The 17,511-nt window shown below is 69.5% G+C and carries 15 protein-coding genes and 1 pseudogene; 9 read left to right on the top strand and 7 right to left on the bottom strand.

Annotated elements, in window-relative coordinates; translation table 11 throughout:
• Window positions 1–129 precede the first annotated feature (129 nt).
• Window positions 130–594 carry a hypothetical protein gene (locus KYX17_RS07215; RefSeq protein WP_243226305.1) on the top strand — a complete coding sequence of 155 codons (465 nt, stop codon included), beginning with the start codon at window positions 130–132 and terminating at the stop codon, window positions 592–594.
• 205 nt (window positions 595–799) lie between these two features.
• A complete protein-coding gene (locus KYX17_RS07210) occupies window positions 800–1,423 on the top strand; it encodes a hypothetical protein (RefSeq protein ID WP_243226304.1) in 624 nt (207 codons plus the stop codon).
• On the opposite strand, the gene KYX17_RS07205 is transcribed toward KYX17_RS07210, so the two are convergent.
• Both KYX17_RS07205 and KYX17_RS07200 read right to left on the bottom strand, forming a co-directional pair.
• Entirely contained in the window at window positions 1,424–1,828 is a 405-nt protein-coding gene (locus KYX17_RS07205; RefSeq protein ID WP_243226302.1) for a DUF779 domain-containing protein, read from the bottom strand. It lies immediately after the preceding gene.
• A 145-nt stretch (window positions 1,829–1,973) separates the two neighbouring features.
• A complete protein-coding gene (locus tag KYX17_RS07200) occupies window positions 1,974–3,521 on the bottom strand; it encodes an aldehyde dehydrogenase family protein (RefSeq protein ID WP_243226301.1) in 1,548 nt (515 codons plus the stop codon).
• A gap of 199 nt (window positions 3,522–3,720) precedes the next feature.
• Here KYX17_RS07200 and KYX17_RS07195 point away from each other — a divergent pair.
• The 3 genes and pseudogenes from KYX17_RS07195 to KYX17_RS07185 form a co-directional block, all read left to right on the top strand.
• A pseudogene (locus tag KYX17_RS07195) lies at window positions 3,721–4,139 on the top strand (transposase); the annotation flags it as partial.
• 86 nt (window positions 4,140–4,225) lie between these two features.
• Window positions 4,226–4,876 carry a GntR family transcriptional regulator gene (locus KYX17_RS07190; protein WP_243226300.1) on the top strand — a complete coding sequence of 217 codons (651 nt, stop codon included), beginning with the start codon at window positions 4,226–4,228 and terminating at the stop codon, window positions 4,874–4,876.
• Window positions 4,873–6,108 (top strand): MFS transporter, encoded by a 1,236-nt coding sequence (locus tag KYX17_RS07185; RefSeq protein WP_308220854.1) that lies wholly within the window; start codon window positions 4,873–4,875, stop codon window positions 6,106–6,108. Before KYX17_RS07190 ends, KYX17_RS07185 begins: the two co-directional genes overlap by 4 nt.
• 94 nt (window positions 6,109–6,202) lie before the next feature.
• Here the strand turns inward: KYX17_RS07185 and KYX17_RS07180 are convergent, their stop codons facing one another.
• Complete coding sequence (locus tag KYX17_RS07180) at window positions 6,203–6,985, bottom strand: acetoin reductase (RefSeq protein ID WP_155049184.1); 783 nt, start codon at window positions 6,983–6,985, stop codon at window positions 6,203–6,205.
• Between the two features lie 171 nt (window positions 6,986–7,156).
• Between KYX17_RS07180 and KYX17_RS07175 the strand changes: the two genes are divergently transcribed.
• Window positions 7,157–7,750 carry a hypothetical protein gene (locus tag KYX17_RS07175; protein WP_243226298.1) on the top strand — a complete coding sequence of 198 codons (594 nt, stop codon included), beginning with the start codon at window positions 7,157–7,159 and terminating at the stop codon, window positions 7,748–7,750.
• On the opposite strand, the gene KYX17_RS07170 is transcribed toward KYX17_RS07175, so the two are convergent.
• Both KYX17_RS07170 and KYX17_RS07165 read right to left on the bottom strand, forming a co-directional pair.
• The gene (locus KYX17_RS07170) at window positions 7,747–9,072 is read right to left on the bottom strand and encodes a transcriptional regulator (protein WP_243226296.1); all 1,326 of its coding nucleotides are present in this window, start codon (window positions 9,070–9,072) and stop codon (window positions 7,747–7,749) included. The two genes, KYX17_RS07175 and KYX17_RS07170, sit on opposite strands and share 4 nt — an antisense overlap.
• A gap of 462 nt (window positions 9,073–9,534) precedes the next feature.
• Window positions 9,535–9,870 (bottom strand): helix-turn-helix domain-containing protein, encoded by a 336-nt coding sequence (locus KYX17_RS07165; protein ID WP_243226295.1) that lies wholly within the window; start codon window positions 9,868–9,870, stop codon window positions 9,535–9,537.
• Between the two features lie 74 nt (window positions 9,871–9,944).
• On the opposite strand from KYX17_RS07165, the gene KYX17_RS07160 reads away from it, so the two are divergent.
• On the top strand, window positions 9,945–10,598 hold the full coding sequence (locus tag KYX17_RS07160) for an FMN-dependent NADH-azoreductase (RefSeq protein WP_243226294.1): 654 nt from the start codon (window positions 9,945–9,947) through the stop codon (window positions 10,596–10,598).
• A 155-nt stretch (window positions 10,599–10,753) separates the two neighbouring features.
• Here the strand turns inward: KYX17_RS07160 and KYX17_RS07155 are convergent, their stop codons facing one another.
• Both KYX17_RS07155 and KYX17_RS07150 read right to left on the bottom strand, forming a co-directional pair.
• On the bottom strand, window positions 10,754–12,181 hold the full coding sequence (locus KYX17_RS07155) for a CCA tRNA nucleotidyltransferase (protein WP_243226293.1): 1,428 nt from the start codon (window positions 12,179–12,181) through the stop codon (window positions 10,754–10,756).
• A 9-nt stretch (window positions 12,182–12,190) separates the two neighbouring features.
• Entirely contained in the window at window positions 12,191–13,684 is a 1,494-nt protein-coding gene (locus KYX17_RS07150) for a methyltransferase (RefSeq protein ID WP_243226292.1), read from the bottom strand.
• A gap of 104 nt (window positions 13,685–13,788) precedes the next feature.
• Here KYX17_RS07150 and KYX17_RS07145 point away from each other — a divergent pair, with 104 nt between their 5' ends.
• Together KYX17_RS07145 and murJ are read left to right on the top strand one after the other, a co-directional pair.
• Complete coding sequence (locus tag KYX17_RS07145) at window positions 13,789–15,861, top strand: DUF6049 family protein (protein ID WP_243226291.1); 2,073 nt, start codon at window positions 13,789–13,791, stop codon at window positions 15,859–15,861.
• Window positions 15,858–17,459 (top strand): murein biosynthesis integral membrane protein MurJ, encoded by a 1,602-nt coding sequence (gene murJ / locus KYX17_RS07140; RefSeq protein ID WP_243226290.1) that lies wholly within the window; start codon window positions 15,858–15,860, stop codon window positions 17,457–17,459. The genes KYX17_RS07145 and murJ overlap by 4 nt, the downstream gene beginning before the upstream one ends.
• The last annotated feature ends 52 nt before the right edge of the window (window positions 17,460–17,511 follow it).

Below are 17,511 nucleotides of genomic sequence, written 5' to 3'. Positions count from 1 at the left end.
TTAGCACAGAATGAGATCCCTCTCACGGGGGCACTTCGGGTAGGGGCGCCCCCCTAGCGTGAAGAGCGGGGGCGTCTTCGGTGATGGAGGCGGACCCACGTCCGCACACGCAGCACTCGGAGGATCCTCATGCGCAAACTCGCACCCATCGCCCTTTCGGCCATCGCCCTTCTCGCCCTCGCCGGTTGCGCGGGCGGAGGCAACGGCGGTGGCGGAGATGCCGGCGCCTCGTCGCAGTCCGTCCAGGAGGCGTGCTCCATCGCTCAGGACAAGCTCAGCGACGCTCAGAGCAAGCTGACCGACTCGATGTCGGCAGCGGCCTCGGGTGACGGCGAGGCCACGACCGACCTGTTCGAGACGGTGCAGAAGGGGCTCGACGATGCTCTCGCCGAGGTCACCAACCCCGACGTGAAGAAGCCGCTGCAGGCCGTGTCGGACGAGTACAAGACGATCGGTGAGTCGATGTCGGCTCTCGCCGCCGCGGGGTCCGACCCCTCCAAGCTCGACGAGCTCACCAAGATCAACGACGACGTGCAGGCCTCGAGCGAGCGCCTCAAGACGGCGTCGGACGAGCTCACGAAGCTCTGCGCCTGAGTCTCGCGCTCCACAACGACGAAGGGATGCGGCCCGCAGGGGTCGCATCCCTTCGTCGTTGTCGTCGGTGACCGTTCGTGCGGCGGAACCGACAGATTCTGCGCCCGTGGACGTCGAAGGCTCTCCGGCCTGATGGACTCCCTGCGGCTTCGTCGCGCGAGACCGGGATGCAGGTGCGCGGCGGAGCCCTCGGAAGGAGCCACGGATGTTCGCAGGAATCCGACGGGGATGGACCCGTTTCACCGACGCCCGCCCCACGTGGGCGCAGCTGATCGTGTTCTCGCTGCTCAACGTCGGGATGACGGTGCTCCAGCTCGTGCTGATGCCCGTGTTCAAGGCTGTCTTCGCCCTCACGCCGCTCGTCGACACCGGATTCCAGGCACTGCCCATCGGTTCCGACTACTTCATCTTCGACTACGCGGCCGGCGCTCTTCCGGCGGGCGGCGGCGGGCTCGCCTACTTCCTCGCGGTGCAGCTGACCCTCGCGATCGCGCAGGTGCTCAACTTCTTCGCGCAGCGCAACATCACCTTCAAGTCCAACAGCAACCCGTGGTGGGCGGCGCTCTGGTACACGCTCGCCTACGTCGTGATCACGTTCGGCGCCGCCGCGCTGCAGGGCTTCTACAAGGCGCCGGTGTACGACCTGTTCATCACGGTGTGGGCGATGGGAGCGACCGGCGAGGCGATGGCCGACGTCGTCACGATGCTCATCAACGCCCTCATCTCCTGCGCCGTGTTCTTCCCGATCTTCAAGATCATCTTCCGCCGCGATCCCGACCCCGAGATCGTCGTCGCGCCCGCATCCGCGCGCGAGCGCGTCGGCGTCTGATCACCTCGCCGCGAGGCCGAAGGCTTCGAGTTCGGCGGCTTCCAGCATCCGGGAGCGGATGAGGAACCGCATGCCCGTGGGCGCCTCCACGCTGAATCCGGCACCGCGCCCCGGCACCGCGTCGATCGTCAGATGCGTGTACTTCCAGTACTCGAACTGCGACTCGGACATGAAGACCTCGATCGGCGCGAGGTCGGCGACGCGCAACGCGCCGAGTCGCACGTCGCTCGGTCCGGTGAGGAACATGCCGACGGGGTAGCACATGGGTGCGGAGCCGTCGCAGCATCCGCCGGACTGGTGGAACATGAGCGGTCCGTGCTGGGCGGTCAGCTCCACCAGCAGGGATGCGGCCGCATCCGTCACCGCGACGCGCTCCGCCGCCGGCTCGATGGGCACCTCATCCATCCCTCTCCCCTTCCCTGCATGTCCCACTTCCCGCATCCCGTGTCCCACTTCCCGCAGGTTTCACCCCTGATTTCTGCAGAAAGTGGGACACGGATGCGGCCAGCCTGCGCGAAGTGGGACATGCACCCGCGCGGGTGGGCCCGATTCAGAAGAAGCCCATCGGCCCGTCGGCGTAGGAGACGAGCAGGTTCTTCGTCTGCTGGTAGTGATCGAGCATCTTCAGGTGGTTCTCGCGTCCGATGCCCGACTGCTTGTAGCCGCCGAAGGCCGCGTGCGCGGGGTACTGGTGGTACGTGTTCGTCCACACGCGCCCGGCCTCGATGCCGCGCCCGGCGCGGTACATCGTGTCGGCCGAACGGCTCCAGACCCCGGCACCGAGCCCGTAGAGCGTGTCGTTCGCGGTGTGGATGGCGTCGTCGAAGTCCTCGAAGCTGGTGACCGAGACGACCGGGCCGAAGATCTCCTCCTGGAAGATGCGCATGCTGTTCTGCCCCTCGAACACCGTGGGCGCCACGTAGTAGCCCTCCGACAGATCGCCGCCGAGGTCGACGCGCTCGCCTCCCGCGAGCAGCTTCGCGCCCTCCGCCTTGCCGATCTCGATGTACGACAGGATCTTCTCGAGCTGGTCGTTCGAGGCCTGCGCGCCGATCATGGTCGCCGGATCCAGCGGATTGCCCTGCACGATCTTGCCGACCCGCTCCAGGCCGTCACCGAGGAACTCCTCGTAGATCGAACGCTGGATGAGGGCACGGCTCGGGCACGTGCAGACCTCACCCTGGTTGAGGGCGAAGAACGTGAAGCCCTCCAGCGCCTTGTCGTAGTAGGCGTCGCGGTCGCGGGCCACATCCTCGAAGAAGATGTTCGCGCTCTTGCCGCCCAGCTCCAACGTCACCGGGATGAGGTTCTGCGAGGCGTACTGCATGATGAGCCGCCCCGTCGTGGTCTCGCCGGTGAAGGCGACCTTGCGGATGCGCTTGTGCTGCGCCAGCGGCGCCCCCGCCTCGATGCCGAAGCCGTTGACGATGTTCACGACGCCCGCCGGCAGCAGATCGCCGATGAGATCGAAGAGGAAGAGGATGGATGCCGGCGTCTGCTCGGCGGGCTTGAGTACGACGCAGTTGCCGGCGGCGAGCGCGGGGGCGAGCTTCCAGGTCGCCATGAGGATCGGGAAGTTCCACGGGATGATCTGACCGACCACGCCCAGCGGCTCGTGGAAGTGGTAGGCGACGGTGTCCTCGTCGATCTGGCTGAGCGAGCCCTCCTGCGCCCGCAGGACCCCCGCGAAGTAGCGGAAGTGGTCCACCGCGAGCGGGATGTCGGCGGCGAGTGTCTCGCGCACCGGCTTGCCGTTCTCCCACGTCTCGGCGACCGCGATCTTCTCGAGGTTCGCCTCGATACGGTCGGCGATCTTGTTGAGGATGACGGCGCGCTCGGCGGGTGTCGTCCGCTTCCAGCTCTGGAACGCTTTCCAGGCCACATCCACGGCGCGGTCGATGTCCTCGCTCGTGCCGCGGCCGACCTCGCAGAACGGCTTGCCGGTGACGGGGGTGATGTTCTCGAAGTACTGGCCCTTGATCGGCTCGACGAACTCGCCGCCGATGTAGTGGCCGTAGCGGCTGCGGTACTCGGCGACCGATCCGCGGGATCCGGGGGCGGCGTAGACGCTCGAGACGCCGTCTTCAACGATGGTCATGTCATCTCCTTCGACGATCAGGACGGAGGCGGCATCAGCGCCGCGCTCGTTGCCCGACACCGTAAGCACCCCCGGGTTGCATCGGGTTGCGCGTCGAGACGACTAGGGCGTGTTGATCAAGAGGCGGGGCCGGGCGCGGCCAGTGATTCCATCCGACGGGAAGGTCGCGGAGGACGGGCTTGGCGTCTTTGAGGCGCTGGGCAGGAAGACCATCCTGCGCGCCGGAGCGGAGAACCTCACCGACAAGCAGCGAGTTAGGCTGGCCGCGGCGATCGAGGCAGATCCTGCGCACGACGAGGTGTTCGTTCGTGGCAGTGCGCGCAGCAACTGCGATCCGCCTACCACGCGAAGGATCTCGCCGAGGGCCGCCGAATCGCGGAGCGAGTCGCCGAGACATTCCACACCTGCCCGATCCCGGAGATCGCCCGCCTCGGTCGCACCCTGCGCCGGTGGCGGTCAGCGTTCCTCGCGTATTTCGCGACCGGGCGCGCGAACAACGGCGGCACCGAGGCGATCAACGGAATCATCGAGCTGCACCGGCGCCTCGCCCGCGGCTATCGCAACCGGCACAACGACCGCCTCCGCATGCTCCTCGCCGCCGGCGGCCTCACCCCATGACCCCCACCGAATGTCCGAGGAGCCACTTTGCACCGGGCTGAGATGCAACTAGTATCTATCTTGTTCATCAGCACGGGGACGGGGTCATGGAGCATCAGGAGACGGAGGCATCCGCCGCGGATGCCGCGTACGCGAAGGTCAAGGAGCGGATCCTCGACGGCGATCTCGCCGGCGGGATGATGGTCAGCGAAGGAACGATCGCCGACGAACTCGGGATGAGCCGCACCCCCGTCCGCGAGGCGTTCCTGCGCTTGCAAGTCGAGGGGTGGATGCGGCTGTACCCCAAGCGCGGTGCGCTGATCCGCGATGTGACGCCGGGAGAGCTCGACGACGTCGTCGAGGCGCGCATCCTCATCGAGACCGATGCCGTGCGGCGGCTCGTCCGTGACTCCGAACGGGTGCAGGACGTCGTCGACGAGCTCTCCGACATTCTCGACGAGCAACGCCGCGCGTACGAGGCATCCGACCTCGCGCGGCTCGCCGAGGCAGACACGGCCTTCCACGCCCGGATCGTCGCGGCCGGCGGGAACGCCCTGCTCGCAGAGTTCTTCGCGACGCTGCGCGATCGGCAGAGGCGGATGCTCGCGCGGTCGCTCTGGCGACGCGACGACCGAGCCGAGCAGGTGCTCGACGATCACGGATTGCTCGTCCGCCTCATCGGCGATGGCGAGACCGCGGCGTTCGAGGTGGCACTCGGCCGTCACATCAAGAAGACCCACCGGGAGCTGCTGTCATGAGTGAGATGTCCTCCGAGGGAGCCGCCGCCGGAGAGCGGATCGCGATCGTCCCCTGGATGCGCGTGAGCGCTGCCCTGTTCGCTGTCGCGTGGGGTGGAAACGAGTTCACACCGCTGCTCGTGATGTACCGCCAGATCGACCAGATGAGCGCCTTCAGCGTGAATGTACTGCTCGGGGCATATGTCCTGGGCATCGTGCCCGCGCTCCTTCTCGGCGGCCCGCTGTCCGACCGGTACGGCCGCCGACCGCTGTTCGTCCCCGCCCCGATCATCGCGATTGCGGGCAGCACGCTCCTCGCCGTCGGGGCTTCCTCGATGCCGCTCCTGTTCGCCGGGCGGGTGCTGTCGGGTATCGCGCTGGGGCTCGTGATGGCAGTCGGCACGAGCTGGGTGAAAGAGCTCTCCGAGCCTCCGTTCACGACCCGCGCCGTCGACGGCCGTGGCGCCTCACGCGCTGCACTCGCACTGACGTCCGGGTTCGCGCTGGGCGCCGGATTCGCTGCGGCGCTCGGGCAGTTCGGCCCGATCCCCACCGCGTCGCCCTACCTCCTGCACATCGCTCTCACCCTCGTCGCGCTCGTGCTGCTGTGGGCGGCGCCGGAGAGCCGGCCGCGCCGAGACACCTCTGGGCCGCTCCTCGCCGACCTGCGCATCCCCACCGCGATGCACCGCCGGTTCCTCCTCGTCGTCGTCCCGATGGCGCCGTGGGTCTTCGGCACCGCCGCAAGCGCGTACGCGATCCTGCCGGGCCTCATGATGTCGCAGGCGCCGGGACTGCAGATCGGTGTGTCGGGTCTGCTGTGCGTCGTCGCGCTCGGCTGCGGTGTCGCGGTGCAGCGGTTCGCCGCGAAGGTCGACACCCCGCTGTCGGCCCGCGGCATCGGGATCGCGCTGACGGTCACCGTTCCCGCCATGATCCTGGCCGCCGTCGCGGTGAGCCTCAACTCGCTCGCCTGGGCGTTCGTGGCCGCCGCGGCACTCGGCGCGGCCTACGGCATGCTGCTCGTCGGGGGACTGCGCGAGATTCAGCGGATCGCCGGTCCGTGCGATCTTGCCGGACTCACCGCGGTGTACTACTCACTGACGTATCTCGGGTTCTTCATCCCGGCGATCCTCGCCGCGCTCGGCGCGTGGATCCCGTACACGACGATGTTCCTCGCCGGCGCGGTCCTGGCGGCGGTCAGCGTCGGGATCGTCGCGCTCAGCTGGCGCCGGCACCTGCCGGCGGCCTGATGAGGAACCGGCCGGGCGCGGCGTCCTCGCGAAGACTTCGCAAAAAAGGGGGGCGCGGGAAGGACATGTCCTCCCCGCGCCCCCTTCGGATGCATCAGTTGTAGAGCATTCCGCCGTCCACGAGGAGCACCTGGCCGGTCACGTAGTCGGCCTTCTCGCTTGCGAGGAACGACACGACGTTCGCGACGTCTTCGGGCGTCTCGATGCGGCCGAGGGCGATGCTCTCGACGTTCTCCTTGAGGTTCTGGCCCCGCGGCTTGCCGTTGATCTCCGACAGCTTCTCGTCGATGAGGTCCCACATGCCCGTGCCGACGATGCCGGGAGCGTACGCGTTGACGGTGATGCCCTTCGGGGCGAGCTCCTGCGCCGCGACCTGCGTGAGGCCGCGCACGGCGAACTTCGACGCCGAGTACGCGCCGAGGATCGGGAAGCCCTTGATCGACGCGATCGAGGCGGCGGAGATGATCTTGCCCTTCACACCGAGCTCGATGAACTTGTCGGCAGCGGCCTGGATGCCGAAGACCACGCTGTTCACGTTGATGGAGAAGATCTTGTCGAGCTCTTCCGCCGTCACGTCGAGGATCGGCTTGACCTGCGCGATGCCCGCGTTGTTCACGATGACGTCGAACCCGCCGAGCTGCGTGGCGGCTGCGTCCACAGCGGCGACGACGTCTTCCTTCTTCGACACGTCGGCAGCCACGAAGATCGCACGGCGGCCCAGCGCCTCGATCTCCGCGACGACGCCGCGCGCCTTCTCCTCCTGGAACGTGAGGTCTGCGACGGCGACGTCGAAGCCGTCCTTCGCGAGCTGGAGCGCGATTCCGCGACCGATTCCCTGACCTGCGCCCGAGACGAGAGCGACCTTGGCAGTGGACATTCCGACTACTCCTTCATGGTTCGATGAAGCGCTGTCGCGCTCCGAGAGAAGGTCGCCCGAAGGCACGTTGCTCGGCGCCGCACGACCCTCGACATCCTCGCAAAACTCATCGAGTCGGACGGAGATGGCAAGTATGCTCGCGAAGACCGCGTCCACGAGCTGCTTTTCCCCATGCGCAAGGACTCGAACGATGTCGGGGTCGATGCGTCGACCCTGTGGATTCTGGACGAGCGGCTCGTCTTCCACGACTACCTCGCGTCCGACAAGACTCTCAAGAGCATGCCCGTCACGGACGACGCCTCGACGAACCGACCGGACATACGGGCGACACGCGTGCTCGAGGCGGACTCGCCCGTGCTCGCGACCGCGGGGCAGAAGTTGCCGCTGCAGTCGATCGTCGTCGTCGAGCTCAAGCGCCCCATGCGCAACGACGCGACGACGGAGGACAAGAACCCCATCGCGCAGTGCCTTGACTACGTCGCGCGGGTTCGCGAGGGCAAAGTAACGACGGCAACCGGGCGGCTGATTCCGTCGAGCGCGCAGGAGCCGCCGGCCTTCTGCTACGTCATCGCCGACCTGACGCCAACGATGGAGCGCATGTGCAAGCTGTCGAACTTGACCAAGACGCATGACGGGCTCGGGTACTTCGGCTACGTCGAGCCGTACAAGGCGTATGTCGAGGTCATCAGTTTCGACGGCCTCGTCAACGCGGCCACAGAGCGGAACAGGGCGTTCTTCGACAGGCTCGGCCTACGGTCGAGCTAGGCGCCGAGCTGCTCCAAGCGCGCCACGATCGGCCCGCGACGCGGCGAGCGCGGGGCGAGCAGCTCGAGGCAGAGCCGGAGCGCATCGGCATCCTCGCGTCCCTCATCCGTGTCGATGTAGGCCAGCAGCACGTCGAGCCCGGCCCCCGCGAGGAGGGATTCGCGCAGCGCCGCCTGCACGCTCTGTCGCAGCTCCTCCACCCCCGGCGCGCGGGAGTCCGGGAGCACGGGGCCGCGGTAGGCGGTGAGGGCCACGCGGTGCGCGCCGCGGTCGAGGAGCGACACGACGTGATCGGCGTCGGTCTGGAGCGAGCTCGTCAGCCGGTAGGGGCGGGATGCGGGAATCAGCGCGGGGGCGACGGCATCGAGCACCCGGCGCAGCCGCACCATCTCGGGGCGCAGGGTCTCCACCGGCGCGGCTTCGCCGTACACGAGGGCGGCCAGGCGTTCCGCGGAGAGGCCTTGCTGGTGCACCGCCAGCATGAGCAGGATCTCCGCGTGACGCGCGCTCAACTCGGTGACGGTGGCGCCTCGGTCGTCGACGACGTCGAGCACCGCAAGGTCGCGTCCGAGCACACGGAGGGTGGCGTGTTCGGTGGCGCCGCGTGTACGACGCGGGGCCTGGCTCTTCACGGGCGGTTGGGCGCGCGCACGCAGCCTGGCCACCAGCAGCTCCCCCTCGATCGCCCGCGCCGTCGCGTCGACGAGCAACTGCGCCTGCGGGGTCGTGGCCTCGGCACCGCCGGTCACATCGATGACCCCGAGCACGCGCCGGCTCTCGGGGTCGCGCACCGGCGCCGCCGTGCACGACCACGGCTGCACGAGCCGGTTGAAGTGCTCGGCTCCGCGGATCTGGACGGACGCGTCGAGGGCGAGGGCCGTGCCCGGCGCCGAGGTGCCCACGGCATCCTCCGACCAGTTCGCCCCCGCGACGAAACCCATGTCGCCCGTGAGGTCGCGGATGCGGCGATCGCCCTCGACCCACAGCAGGCGGCCCGCCGCATCCCCCACCGCCACGACGACGCCCGACTCGTCCTCGTCGCCCGGCAGCAGCAGCTGACGGATCATGTCCATGACGCTCGCGAGGGGATGCGTGCGGCGGTAGGCGTCGAGGTCGTCCGAGATGAGATCCAGGGGCGGCACGGCATCCACGCCGACGAGGCTGCGGGCCGAGCGCTGCCAGCTCTCGCGGACGAGACCGCGCACGGCGGTGACCCGCGGATCCTGCGCGTTTCCGCCGACGAACTCCTCGTGCGCGCGCTCGATCAGCAGGCGCGAGCTCTCGGCCGACGCCTCGCGACGCAGAGACCAGGGCGAGGGCACAATAACTCCGATCAACGGTGATCAGGTGGCTCCAGTGTAGGCACGCGGCTCGCGGGAGGACAGGGCATCAACCCGCAGGGGCGTGCAGCGCTCGACGCGCAGCGCGAGGACTGGGCCTCGTTCTCGCTCACGTTCATCACGCTGTTCGACGCCTCTCGCAAACCCACCGCGCTGCGCACGATCGGACGAACCTGCGGCTGCGCCCCCGGCCCCCGCGGCACCCGCGCGGATCGTGAGCATCGACATCAGTCACCTGGTGCGCGAGGCCCTCGACTCCGACCATCGCGATTGAGAGCCCCCGCCCGAGGGCCCGTTCACCCTGAGGACTCTGTCTCCGAGGTCCCGCACCCCTGTTCCCCTGAGAAGGCATGTCCCACTTGGCGCAGTTCCGAGCCCCGATTCTTGCGGGAAGTGGGACATGCGCGCCGGACCGGGCGCACAGAGGCGGGCGGAGGCCAGGGGTCAGCGGCTGGCGGAGAGGTTGCCGTCGGCCCAGGCACCCAACTGGGCGAGGATCGGCACGAGGCGGACGCCGGCATCCGTCAGCGTGTAGGAGACCGCGACCGGCGGGCCCGCATCCACCTCACGGACGACCAGGCCGGCGTCGGCGAGCTCGACGAGACGATCCGAGAGCACGGCGTCGCTGATGCCGGTGACGGCCCGGCGCAATCCCACGAACGACAACGCCCCCTCGCCCAGAACGTCGAGGATCATGCCGTTCCAGCGCTTGCCGAGAACCGAGAAGGCGCGCGAGACGGCGGCGTCGCACTGACGCTCATCGTGCTGGTCTCCGGCCACGCCCCTCAGTCTAGTCGTGCTAGCGTTCACGTAGCCACTCTCTTTTTCATAGCCGCTAGGTCGATTGGAGCATTATGTCCCTCTTCCGTCTGGATGCGAGCATCCTTCCCCCCACCTCCGCCAGCCGCGCCCTCGGCGACATCGTCGAGACGGAGTGGCTCGCCACGCACACCGACCAGACCGTCGTCCGCCGCGACCTGTCTGCCGAACCGATCCCCGCCACGGCATGGGCGGCAGCGGTCACCGGCAGGAACCTCCCCGAAGCCGACCGCACCGCCGAGCAGCGCGAGGCCCTCGCCCTGGCGACACGTCTCGCCGACGAGCTCATCGACGCCGACGCGCTCCTGCTGACGATCCCCCTCTACAACTACGGCGTCTCGCAGCACGCGAAGACGTGGTTCGACCTGGCCTACACCGACCCGCGCATCGATCCGCAGGGCACCGCCCTGCGCGGCAAGCCCGCCGTGCTGGTCACGGTTCTCGGCGGCAACTACGACGCCGGCACGCCCAAGGAGGGCTGGGACCACTCCACCGCGTGGCTCCGTCGCGTGCTCGAGGACGTCTGGGGCCTCGACCTGCGCGTCGTGCAGCGCTCCTTCACCCTCGTGGGCGTGAACCCCGCGCTCGATCAGTTCTCCGAGGTCGCCGCCGACATCAAGTCCGCCGCCGAGGATGCCGCGCGCGAGGGCGGTCGTGCCATCGCAGAGGCCGCGTCCGCCACGGTCTGAACCGGCGCCGCATCCCTCCCGCAGGAGATCTCCGCCCATCAGGACGATTCACGTCAGATCGTCCTGATGGGCGGATCTTTCCTGTTCAGCGGATGCGGCCCCGTCAGCGGATGCGGCCACGTCAGCGGATGCGGCCACGCGCCCGCCGCGGCGGGTCAGCCGCGCGCCGCCCACCAGTCGCGCAGACGGCGCTCGCTCTCCTCGGGCCCCAGCACGCCCTCATCCAGCCGCAGGTCGAGCAAGAATCGGTACGCCTCGCCCACCTCTCGGCCGGGTGAGATGCCGAGGATGCGCTGGATCTCGTTGCCGTCCAGCTCCGGACGGATGGCGTCCAGCTCCTCCTGGGCCCGCAGCTCGTCGATGCGCCGCTCGATGTCGTCGTACGCCAGACGCAACCGCGTCGCCTTGCGCTTGTTGCGCGTGGTCACGTCGGCCCGGGTCAGGATGTGCAGGCGCTCCAGCTCGTCGCCGGCATCGCGCACATAGCGGCGCACCGCCGCATCCGTCCACGCGCCCTCGGCGTAGCCGAAGAAGCGCAGATGCAACTCGATCAGCAGCGCGACGGAGTCGATCGTCGCCGAATCGAACCGCAGCTCGCGCAGGCGCTTGCGCGCCATCCGCGATCCCTTCACGTCGTGGTGGTGGAAGGTGACCGCGCCGCCCGGCTCGAGCCGGCGCGTGGCGGGCTTTCCGATGTCGTGGAGGAGCGCCGCCAGACGCAGCGGCACGTCGGGCGCGGCGTCCGGGTGGCGGCTGCCCTCGAGCTCGATCGCCTGCCGCAGCACGGTGAGTGAGTGCTCGTAGACGTCCTTGTGGTGGTGGTGCTCGTCGACCTCGAGACGCAGCGCCGGCACCTCCGGGAGGAACTGGTCGATCAGCCCCGTCTCCACGAGCAGCCGCAGGCCGCGGACCGGATCGTCGGTCTGCAGGAGACGCACGAGCTCGCCCTGGATGCGCTCCGGGCTCACGATCCGTAGCGTCTCACGCAGTTCGGTGATCGCCGCGACCGCGTCGGGGTCGACCGTGAAACCGAGCTGCGACGAGAAGCGCGCCGCACGAAGCATCCGCAGGGGGTCGTCGCCGAAGCTGATCCGCGCATCGGTGGGGGTGCGCAGCACACCCGCGACGAGGTCCTCGATGCCGCCGTGCGGGTCGACCAGCTGCGGTCCCGGCACCCGCAGCGCCATCGCGTTGACGGTGAAGTCGCGGCGGACGAGATCGGACTCGAGCGAGTCGCCGAACGCGACGACCGGCTTTCGGGTCTCGCCGTCGTAGGCGTCGGCGCGGTACGTGGTGATCTCCACCTGCTCGCCGCGGATGCGGGCGCCGATCGTGCCGAACGCCCGGCCGATGTCCCACTGCGCGGTCGAGATCGGCGTGACGATGCGCAGGATCTCGTCGGGGTCCGCATCCGTCGTGAAGTCCAGGTCGTGTGTCGTGCGACCCAGCAGCGCATCGCGCACCGGGCCGCCGACGACGGCGAGCTCGCGCCCCGCAGCGGCGAAGGCGTCGGCGAGCGCAACGACGACGGGTGAGGAGGCGAGAGTGCCCAGCCGCGCGAGACCCTCGGCCATGTTGAGCATGCAAAGAGCCTAATCGGCCACGTCGTGCGGCACTTCCAGCATCCCGGTCAGCACGAGCTCGCGAACCCGCGGAAGCAGGTCCGCACGCAGCGCTGCGGCATCGACCTCGAGCAGATCGGCGATCGCGTCGATGAGCACGCCCACGGGCAGTTCCCCGTCGCTCGCTCCCACGAGTGCGGCGAGCGCCGGATCGGCGGACACCGTGCGCGCAAGGCCGCCTCCCTGTCGCAGCTCGATCACGCTCGGTGCCTCTGCGCCGGGGAGGTGATGCCGCGCCTCCGTGACGTCGGTGGACACGCGCAGCACGGATGCGGCGAGCAGCATGTCGTCGGTGCGGTCCAGCCACGCCGCCGCCCGCCACACCGCGGCGGTGTGCGCGGCGAGCACGGCGGTGTCGACGGCCTGCGCCACCCTCTCGAAGCGGCGCAGCCCCGAGCCGCGCATGAGCTGCACCCACCCCAGCCCCACGCCCTCGACGCCGCGGGTCTCGAAGTCGTCGAGCCAGGCGCCGATCAGCGCCTCATGCTCCTCGCCGCCGGGCCGCGTGCCGCCATCGCGCACCCAGAGCTCGGCGTACCGGGCCGGATCGAGCTGTTCGCGCTCGATCACCCACGCGCCGACGCCCTCCGTCCACGCGCGCACCCGCTCCAACCCCGTGAGAGAGTCGCGCTCCTCCCAGTTGCCCAGCATGATCGCCCGGCCGCCGTCGACGAGATGGGATGCGGCGCCGGTCACGACCTCGCGCATGAGTTCGTCGCCTGCCCGGCCGCCGTCGCGGTACTCGTAGGCCGGCACACCGTCGGCCCGCGGGGTGATGACGAACGGCGGGTTCGAAGCGACCAGCTCGAAGCTCTCGTCGCCGACGGGCTCGTACAGACTGCCCTCGCGGACGTCGATGCCCTCCAGGTGGTTGAGCGCCGCGCCCAGCTTCGTGAACCACAGCGCGCGCGGCGAGATGTCGGTCGCGACGACGTCGAAACCCCTCCGACGCAGCTCGAACGCCACCAGCCCGCAGCCGCATCCGAGGTCGAGGGCGCGCCCGCTTCCGGATGCGGGCAGCAGAGAGACGAGCGTCCGGCCCGCACCCCCGACGCCGAGCACATGGTCCGGACGCAACGGGAAGACGCCTGCCAGCTCGTCCAGATCGCTCGCGATCCACCCCTCGCCGCCGTCGGCGAAGACGTGCGGGCGCACCGCCACCGCGGGCGCCACAGCCTGACCGCGCCGCTCGATCACGCCGAGCCGTTCCGCATCCTCGAGTCCCGTGCCGGGCAGTGCCGCAGCGACGGATGCGGCGTCGACGACGTCACCCAGCACGAACAAGCGCGCGAGCACGGCGACGGCATCGTGCGGATGCCGCGCGAGGGCCCGTCGGGCCGGCACGGCGACAGCCCGAGCGAGCGCCGACTCCGCGTCCTCGCCGATGAGCGAGCGAAGAGCCTCGGTCGTGAAGCCGGCGGCGCGCAGATCGTCGGCGAGGCGGTGGGCGATGGCGGTGTGCATGAGTCCATTCAACCCGGGCGTGCGCTCGGTGAATCCCAGGCCGGGGCCCGTAGACTCGCTCCCGACCCTGCGGACTCTCCGCACAGGAGCCTGCTCAGCTACGAATGATTCCGACTTCGGCCCGCACGGGCACCCCCGCGTTCCGGCGGCGACGACTTCTGCTCGCGCCGCTCATCGCCGTCGCGATCGTCCTGGGGATCGCCACTCCCGCAGCGGCCGCCACCCCGACCCCCTCGCCCTCTTCGACAGGGACCGTCGACATCTCCGTGGCACCGCTGTCGGGCGGGGTGCTGGCGGCGGGCGAGGCGCTCACGGCCCTCGTCTGGCTCGAGAACAGCACCGCTTCACGAACTCCCGCGTCGACGGCGGAACTGATGCTCGGAGATGCACCGCTGGACGGGTCCGCGGCTCTCGACGCCTGGCTGTCGGGGTCGGCCGATGCCCCGGCGGGGCGCGTCGTCGGATCCAGCGCGGTCGAGGAGACCCCACCCGGGCAATCGAGCTCGGCGAGCGTGATCGTCGCGGCCGACGACCCCGCGCTCGCGGGCCGCGGCGCGGGGGTCTATCCCCTGTGGGTCAGCCTCGCGGGCAAGACGGCGCGCTCCGTGGTCACGATCGGTACCGGCCCCTCGGGTACCGTCGCGGTCGTCGTTCCCGTCACGGCTCCGGCCCTGACGGCGGGGATGCTGTCGACCGATCAGTTGGCCTCCCTCACCGCATCCGACGGCGCACTCACGGCACAACTGGATGCCGTGGCGGGAACCTCGGCGATCCTCGCGGTCGACCCCGCGATCGTGGCCTCGATCCGGGCGCGCGGAACGTCCGCTCCGGAGTCCGCACGGGCATGGCTGCAGCGGCTCATGGACCTGCCGAACTCCCGGTTCGCGCTGCAGTACGGCGACGCCGACGTGAGCACGCAGTTCGCGGCGGGGCTCGGCGCACCGCTCGCACCGACGTCCTTGAACGCGTATGTGGATCTGACGGCTCAGCCGGCCGCTCCCACACCGGCGCCGACGGACCAGCAGCAATCCGCGTCCACGCCCCCGACCCTCGAGGCGCTCCTGGACGTGGGTGCCGGCGCAGGGCCGACGATCTACTGGCCGCCGTCGGGCACGGCCTCACCGGAGCTCGTCGGATGGCTCACCGCGGCGACGCCGGACGCGCTCACGATCGTCGACAGCACGCAGGTGTCGGCAGCATCCCCCTCGCACGCGCGAACCGGCGGCGGAGAGCTGCTCGTCGCGTCGGCCGGCGCGTCCGCCGCACTGCAGGCCGCATCCACCGCCACCGATCCCACCACGCGTGCGGCGGATGCGGCGGCCGCGGCCGCGCATCTGACCTTCGCGTCGGCCTCGGCGCAGGGCTCCCCCGTTCTCGTCACACTGGGACGATCGGCCACGCGCGACCCGCAGGGCCTGCGCGGAGCGATCTCCGCGGCGACCACGGGCATGACAACGGTGGGGCTGTCGAGCGTGCTCGGCGCCTCCCCGACCGACATTGAGGTCTCGGCGGGCGCGGTCGACCCGGCGCGCCCGGCAGCGCTGACGAGCATGCTCGCCGGTGCGGCACAGATCGACAGCTTCGCCACGATCCTCGACGACCCGTCGTTACTCACCGGCCGTGAGCGCGCCGCCATCCTCCAGGTGCTGGGCGGCGCATGGATCAGCGATCCGTCGGCATGGCAGAGCGCCGTCGACGCACACGCGGAGGCCACCACCACGACGCTCGACTCGGTGTCGATCGTGCCATCGACCGCGCTGAACCTGCTCACCGCGGGAACCAATCTGCGCTTCTGGGTGCGCAACGATCTGCCCTATCCGGTGAACGTCGTACTCGTCGCCACCCCGAACGATCTGCGCGTCGACGTCGAACGTGAGAACGCCGTGGTCGCCGCCGCGGCCGCCAACACGCTCGTCGAGGTGCCCGTGAACGCACGGATCGGCAACGGGGACGTCACGATCGATCTCAGCCTGCGCAGTCCCGCGTACGTGCCCATCGGACAGACGCAGACGGTCGACGTCAACGTGCGCGCGGACTGGGAGGGGATTGGTCTGGTCGTGCTGGTCGTGCTGGCCACGGGCTTCCTCACGATCGGCATCGTCCGCACCATCCGCCGCCGCAGACGCGACAAGGCTGATGCGGCGCGCACCGACGAGAACATCGAGGAGAACGCGTGAGCGGTCTGGGCCGGGCGAGTGTGCTGCTGGGAGCGGGAACGCTCGTCTCCCGCCTCACCGGACTCATCCGCACCATCGTGCTGGTCGCCGTCCTGGGCACGATGTCATCCCGGGCGGGAGATGCCTTCGCCCAAGCCAATCAGTTGCCGAACAACGTCTACGCGATCATCTCGGCGGGTGTGCTCACGGCCGTCATCGTGCCGCAGATCGTCCGCGCGAGCGCACGGGAGGATCGGGGCCAGCGCTTCATCTCGGCCTTGTTCACCGCGGGGATCGTGGTCCTGCTCGCCGTCACGGCGGTCGCGATGCTGCTCGCGCCGGTACTCATCACCCTCTACGCGCCGGCATACAGCCCCGAGCAGCACGCCCTGGCCACCGCGTTCGCCTACTGGTGCCTGCCGCAGATCTTTTTCTACGGGCTCTACTCCCTCCTCGGAGAGACGCTCAACGCTCGGCGCATCTTCGGACCGTTCACCTGGGCACCGGTGCTCAACAACGTCATCTCCATCGCCGGGTTCCTGCTGCTGATGCTCGTCATCGGCGGAGATCGTTCCGCGGTCTCGGACTGGAGCCCCGCCTCCATTGCCGCCCTGGGGGGCACCGCGACCTTCGGCATCGCCGTGCAGGCGTTGATCCTGCTCGTCTCGTGGCGACGCACGGGGCTCCGGCTGCGGCCCGACTTCCACTGGCGCGGGCTCGGATTTCGGAACATGGGCCGTCTCGCCGGCTGGACCGCGGCAATGGTGGTCGTCGGCCAGATCGCCGGCCTCATCCAGAGCCGGGTCATCTCCGAGGCGACCGGCGACGGTGCCTCGACGCTCGCCACTCAGACGGCGTGGCTCATCTTCATGCTCCCCTATTCGGTGATCGTCCTCTCGATCGGAACGCCGTACTTCACGCAGATCAGCGAGCACGCCTCGGCCGGCCGCGACGACGAGGTGCGCGGCGATGTGTCGCGCAGCATCCGCATCATCAGCCTGCTGATCGTCGTGGCGACGGCAGCTCTCGTGGTGGCGTCCGTCCCCGCATCCCGCATCATCGTGAACAACGCGGCGGATGCGGCCGAGCTCGCCCCCGTGCTCATCGCCTACCTCGTGAGCCTGCTGCCGCTGTCGGTACTCTTCGTGCTGCAGCGCACCTTCTACGCGTACGACGACACGCGCACCCCGTTCGTGTTCACGACGGTGCAGGCCGTCCTCGTCATCGTCACGGCATTGGCGGCCGCGTGGCTCGCCCCCACCCCCTGGCTCGCGGCCGCGGTGGCTCTGGGGCAGTCGATCGCCATCACCGTGCAGGCCGTACTCGCCGCCTTCCTGCTGCGCCGACGCATCGGTTCGCTCGGCATCCGATCGTGGTTCGTCGCGATCGGGCGATACACGTTCGCCGCGATTCCCGCTGCCGCAGCCGGATGGGGGGTCTACCTCCTCCTCGGCGGCGACACCGGATGGACCACCTCCGACAAGATCTACGGCGCCATCGGCACCGCCATCATCGGGGCGGCCACCCTCGTCGTCTACCTGGGCGTGCTCGCGGCGCTGCGCACGCCCGAACTCGCCCCGGCGCTGCGACCGCTTCGCCGCATCCTTTCCAGACGCTGACAAACGGACCGCGGGAATGTGCCGCGGATACCATATGTTGAGCACTTTGAAA

It is taken from the genome of Microbacterium sp. CIAB417 (genome assembly GCF_022788845.1).
The sequence above is the reverse complement of the archived record's forward strand: the minus strand, read 5'-3'. Positions and strand labels throughout refer to the sequence as shown.

Bases quoted from the DNA above. Each gene is read 5' to 3' on its own strand.
- KYX17_RS07145 (WP_243226291.1), top strand. From the start codon at position 13,789: ATGATTCCGACTTCGGCCCGCACGGGCACCCCCGCGTTCCGGCGGCGA.
- KYX17_RS07200 (WP_243226301.1), bottom strand. From the start codon at position 3,521: ATGACCATCGTTGAAGACGGCGTCTCGAGCGTCTACGCCGCCCCCGGA.
- KYX17_RS07160 (WP_243226294.1), top strand. From the start codon at position 9,945: ATGTCCCTCTTCCGTCTGGATGCGAGCATCCTTCCCCCCACCTCCGCC.
- KYX17_RS07185 (WP_308220854.1), top strand. From the start codon at position 4,873: ATGAGTGAGATGTCCTCCGAGGGAGCCGCCGCCGGAGAGCGGATCGCG.
- KYX17_RS07190 (WP_243226300.1), top strand. From the start codon at position 4,226: ATGGAGCATCAGGAGACGGAGGCATCCGCCGCGGATGCCGCGTACGCG.
- KYX17_RS07175 (WP_243226298.1), top strand. From the start codon at position 7,157: ATGCGCAAGGACTCGAACGATGTCGGGGTCGATGCGTCGACCCTGTGG.
- KYX17_RS07155 (WP_243226293.1), bottom strand. From the start codon at position 12,181: ATGCTCAACATGGCCGAGGGTCTCGCGCGGCTGGGCACTCTCGCCTCC.
- KYX17_RS07180 (WP_155049184.1), bottom strand. From the start codon at position 6,985: ATGTCCACTGCCAAGGTCGCTCTCGTCTCGGGCGCAGGTCAGGGAATC.
- KYX17_RS07215 (WP_243226305.1), top strand. From the start codon at position 130: ATGCGCAAACTCGCACCCATCGCCCTTTCGGCCATCGCCCTTCTCGCC.
- KYX17_RS07205 (WP_243226302.1), bottom strand. From the start codon at position 1,828: ATGGATGAGGTGCCCATCGAGCCGGCGGCGGAGCGCGTCGCGGTGACG.
- KYX17_RS07210 (WP_243226304.1), top strand. From the start codon at position 800: ATGTTCGCAGGAATCCGACGGGGATGGACCCGTTTCACCGACGCCCGC.
- KYX17_RS07150 (WP_243226292.1), bottom strand. From the start codon at position 13,684: ATGCACACCGCCATCGCCCACCGCCTCGCCGACGATCTGCGCGCCGCC.